The organism is Pedobacter sp., from assembly GCF_035566355.1.
In the GTDB taxonomy this organism is placed as follows: Bacteria; Bacteroidota; Bacteroidia; order Sphingobacteriales; family Sphingobacteriaceae; genus Pedobacter.
This window is the reverse complement of the sequence record NZ_DATMRL010000497.1, coordinates 1-3,957: the sequence shown is the minus strand read 5'-3', so window position 1 is coordinate 3,957 and position 3,957 is coordinate 1. Positions and strand designations below refer to the sequence as shown.

Below are 3,957 nucleotides of genomic sequence, written 5' to 3'. Positions count from 1 at the left end.
CAAGGACTTATCATCTATACCCGGAACTGTTGGTTCAGGTTCGCAGGATGGCGAGAGCTACCAGATCGTTAAAGATAAACAAACCAATAAACAGACCATCCTGGATTATGTAAGTGCCATTGCTGACCGGTTCAAGTACACAGATGAGCCAGGAAAACTGGATTGGAAAATCTCTGGTGAAATCGATACCGTGCTATCCTATACCTGTCAGAAAGCTAGCCTTCATTTTAGGGGAAGGGACTATATTGCCTGGTTTAGCACAGATATTCCGGTAAGCGACGGCCCCTGGAAATTTAATGGCTTGCCCGGGTTGATCCTGAAAATCGAAGATACGGAGGGTTTATTTAGGTTTAAATTGGTGGGATTAGAGCAGCTACCGACACCTTCACTTATTCTGCTGGATGATTCCAGGGCAATTGTATGTACCAGGGAGGAATTTGAAAAGCAAAGGAAAAAGCAGGGGGCAGGCATGCAGATCAATTTAACTGCTGGTGTAATGATCATAGCCGAAATGCCTGGTAAAGTGGATCTCATCCCTATGGAAAAAGAATGAGAAAGCTGTTTCTTCTTATGCTGTGCTATGGTGCTTTTTCTGCCCGTGCACAGACCATGATTAGCGGCATAGTTAGTAGTAAAGCAGAAGGAAAAGGGCTGGCAGGCGTGAGTGTCAGTGTGAAAGAAAAAAATGCCGCGGGGATGCTGGCCTTTGTTCTTACCGCAGATAAAGGAGTGTATAATCTGAAATTTAAGAGTCAGGCAGATAGTGTTATGGTGGTCTTTTCGGGCTTTAACCTCAAAAAAGAGTTCATTATGCTTGCCAATAAAACTCAGCACTTAGACTTCAGTATGACCGCTGAGTCCATCAAACTTAGAGAAGTTAAGGTGAAACTGCCTAAAATCCGGCAATTAAGTGATACCCTGAACTACAATGTAGAGGCATTTTCTGATAAAAATGACCGGACCATAGGTGATGTTTTGAAAAAGATGCCAGGTATTCGGGTTAATGAGAATGGTTCGATCACTTATAACAATAAACCCATTAATAAATTCTATATAGAAAGTAAAGACCTGCTACAGGGCAGGTATGGCCTGGCGACCAATAACATTGAATTTAAAGACGTAGCGACAGTACAGGTACTGGAAAATCACCAGCCCATAAAAGCTTTGAAAGATAAAGAGTTTACTGATGAGGGCGCTATCAATTTGAAACTAAAAGACACGGCAAAAGGCATACTGGTGGCCAATACCCAGCTGGGCATCGGTTTGTCACCCTTATTATGGAACAATGAACTGGTGACCACTTATTTTGATAAAAATAGACAGGGCATCAATACCTACAAAGGGAACAACAGCGGCAATAATGTTGTGGCTGAAATGGCCTATCTCTATCCGGGAGCCAATTTTGCGGGGAGCCAGGGCGGTATGCTCTCCGTACAATCGCCCTCGGCCCCGGCAATCAGCGAGAAGCGTTATCTTTTCAATCAAAGCCATACCGGTTCAGTAAACCAGCTTTGGACTTATGGTAAAGACCTGCAGCTCAATGCCAATATCAATTATATCAATGACCGGCAGGAAAAAGAAAGCTATGCACGTTCTGTCTATTATTTGCCCGGCGACAGTCTGCTGGCTATTGAAGAAGCTTTAAAGTCAATTGAACGCAGCAATACCGTAGAAACAAGCCTGCAATTAAATGCGAATACAGACCAGTACTATCTGGATAACGCCTTTAAGGTCAGTGGGAAATGGAGCAGGGAAGAAGGCACTATCCAGAACATCTTCCAGGACCTGAACAAGCCTGTATTTAAAATAAGTAATATCTTTAGTCTGATCCGGAACCATAAAAAATCTACTGTCCGAATCTATTCTTCGAATGCTTACAGCAGTACACCTCAGGATCTTAAGGTACACCCTGTGTTATATCCCGATTTGTTTCCGGGAGCAGAAAGTTCCGGATTTATAAGGCAGGCGCTCAGGCAAAGGCAATTTTCTTCAGCCAGCAAGTTTGTTTACGGACTGGACAAGGGGCCCTGGAAGCAAAACTACACCCTTGGTCTGAACGCGAATATTCAAACACTGGCTTCCGAACTTCAGTCAGGTAATACTTCAGGTGAACAGTTTATTGTTCCTGATTCATTGCGTAATAACCTGAAATGGAATACCTATGAGTTTTACCTGAGCCCGGATTATATCTATAATAAGGACCGGCTCCGGATAACAGCAGCGGCACCATTGGTCTATACCTTTTTGTATAATTATAACCGCATCACTGCACTGGAAAAAAAAGTGCGTCGGTTATTTTTTAACCCTTCTTTGAACATCAGGTATGAACTCAATCTACTCTGGAATATTTCTGCCTCCGTCCTTTACGGAAATGAACTTGGTGGAATAGAGAGCGGGTTAACCGGGTACCTTATGCCGTCCTACCGTAGTTTGGTGAGAAATGAAGGTGAGTTACCGGAACAAAAGAAACAATCTTACAATTTTAACCTCAGCTACCGCCATCCATTACATGCCATTTTCTGGAACTTGTCTACCAGTTATATCAAAAACAGCATGAACTTATTATATGGTTATAACTATGAAGGAATAAGAAGTTTAAAAGAAACCTATTTAATTCCAAATATATCAGAAAGTTACATTTTTTATAGCAGGTTGAGCAAAGGGCTTGACTTCCTGTCCTCAACCCTGGTGCTGGAAGTGGACTACAGTAAATCGAAAGCTGTACAAATCAGTAACGGAGAACTGATCGGTTTCACCAATCAACGCTTTGGCTTAAGGCCAGAAATATCCGGCAAACTGAGTAAATGGGCGAGTTTATCTTATCGTTTCCAGTACAGCAGGAGCATAAACAAGGTGCCTGGTGATCAGGGCAGGTTTGCGCCCATTAGCAACACCGTACAGCGCACACAACTGAACTTTTTCCCGATCAATGGCCTTACACTTAACCTTGGATTGGAGCATTTTTATAACAGCGTAATCATTTCCGGAACCAAATCGCTCAATTTTGCAGATGTGGGCGCTAAATATGTATTTAAACGCATGGAGTTTAACCTCGATTATACCAATATCTTAAATGCACGCCAATATGTATCTGCGTCTTATACAGACATCAGCACTTTTTATACCGCTTACCAGCTCAGGCCAGCACAGGTACTGATGAAAGTCAGGTTTAAGATTAAATAATTGTTTGTTTGTCTATAAAATTAGTCATACATTTATGATGCTATGGAAAAAAATGCGCAGTTAACAAAAGCTGAAGAACAGATTATGCAGGTATTATGGGATTTGGGCGAAGGTACAGTTCAGGATATCCGCGACAGGCTGGAGGAACCCAGGCCAGCAAGAACCACGGTATCTACCGTACTGACTATTCTGGAGAATAAAGGCTTTGCCTCCCACCACGGACAGGGCAGGATCAACAGGTATGTTCCATTAATCGCGAAAGAAGCATATTCCAAAACACAATTATCCGGTCTACTGAAAAATTATTTCGGTAATTCATTTGCTGCAATGGCCTCTTTTTTTGCAAAAGAAAATAATTACAGCATCGAAGAACTGGATCTTTTGCTTAAAGACACCCGTGAAGAACTGAAAAAGGAAAAAGAATAGTATTATGGAGCAGCTGGTCATCTATCTTTTAAAATCTGCATTGTACACGCTAATGTTCCTTGGTATATACTGGTGTTTTCTAAAGAACGAGACCTTTTACAGGTTTAACCGCTGGTTCCTGTTGCTGGGCTTGCTTAGTGCTTTCGCTCTTCCTTTTTATACCTATACTTATCAGGTGCACCTGGTTTCATCTCTTAGTTTGAGCGATCCTGTTTCACCGGTTGAAGTACAAAAAGACACGGGATTTCCATTATGGCTATATGTGCTGGCCGGAACCTATCTGGCGGGCATTTGCTTTTTTATGCTGCGGCATTTGACCGGAATGCTTAAAATTCAGCAGGTTATTGG

General features: G+C 42.3%; 4 protein-coding genes. All 4 read left to right on the top strand.

The genetic code is table 11. The features are described from left to right. The coding region (locus VNZ46_RS19390) for a GLPGLI family protein (protein ID WP_325561713.1) at positions 1-553 on the top strand (553 nt) is incomplete at its 5' end. Beyond that, on the top strand, positions 550-3,183 hold the full coding sequence (locus VNZ46_RS19385) for a hypothetical protein (RefSeq protein ID WP_325561711.1): 2,634 nt from the start codon (positions 550-552) through the stop codon (positions 3,181-3,183). The genes VNZ46_RS19390 and VNZ46_RS19385, both read left to right, overlap by 4 nt. A gap of 42 nt (positions 3,184-3,225) precedes the next feature. Next, positions 3,226-3,609 carry a BlaI/MecI/CopY family transcriptional regulator gene (locus VNZ46_RS19380; protein ID WP_133779752.1) on the top strand — a complete coding sequence of 128 codons (384 nt, stop codon included), beginning with the start codon at positions 3,226-3,228 and terminating at the stop codon, positions 3,607-3,609. Positions 3,610-3,613: 4 nt separating this feature from the next. Beyond that, positions 3,614-3,957 (top strand): hypothetical protein (locus tag VNZ46_RS19375; protein WP_325561708.1); only part of this gene is annotated, 344 nt, incomplete at its 3' end.

Excerpts from the sequence above, each read along its gene's own strand:
- VNZ46_RS19385 (WP_325561711.1), top strand. The coding sequence starts at position 550 with ATGAGAAAGCTGTTTCTTCTTATGCTGTGCTATGGTGCTTTTTCTGCC.
- VNZ46_RS19380 (WP_133779752.1), top strand. The coding sequence starts at position 3,226 with ATGGAAAAAAATGCGCAGTTAACAAAAGCTGAAGAACAGATTATGCAG.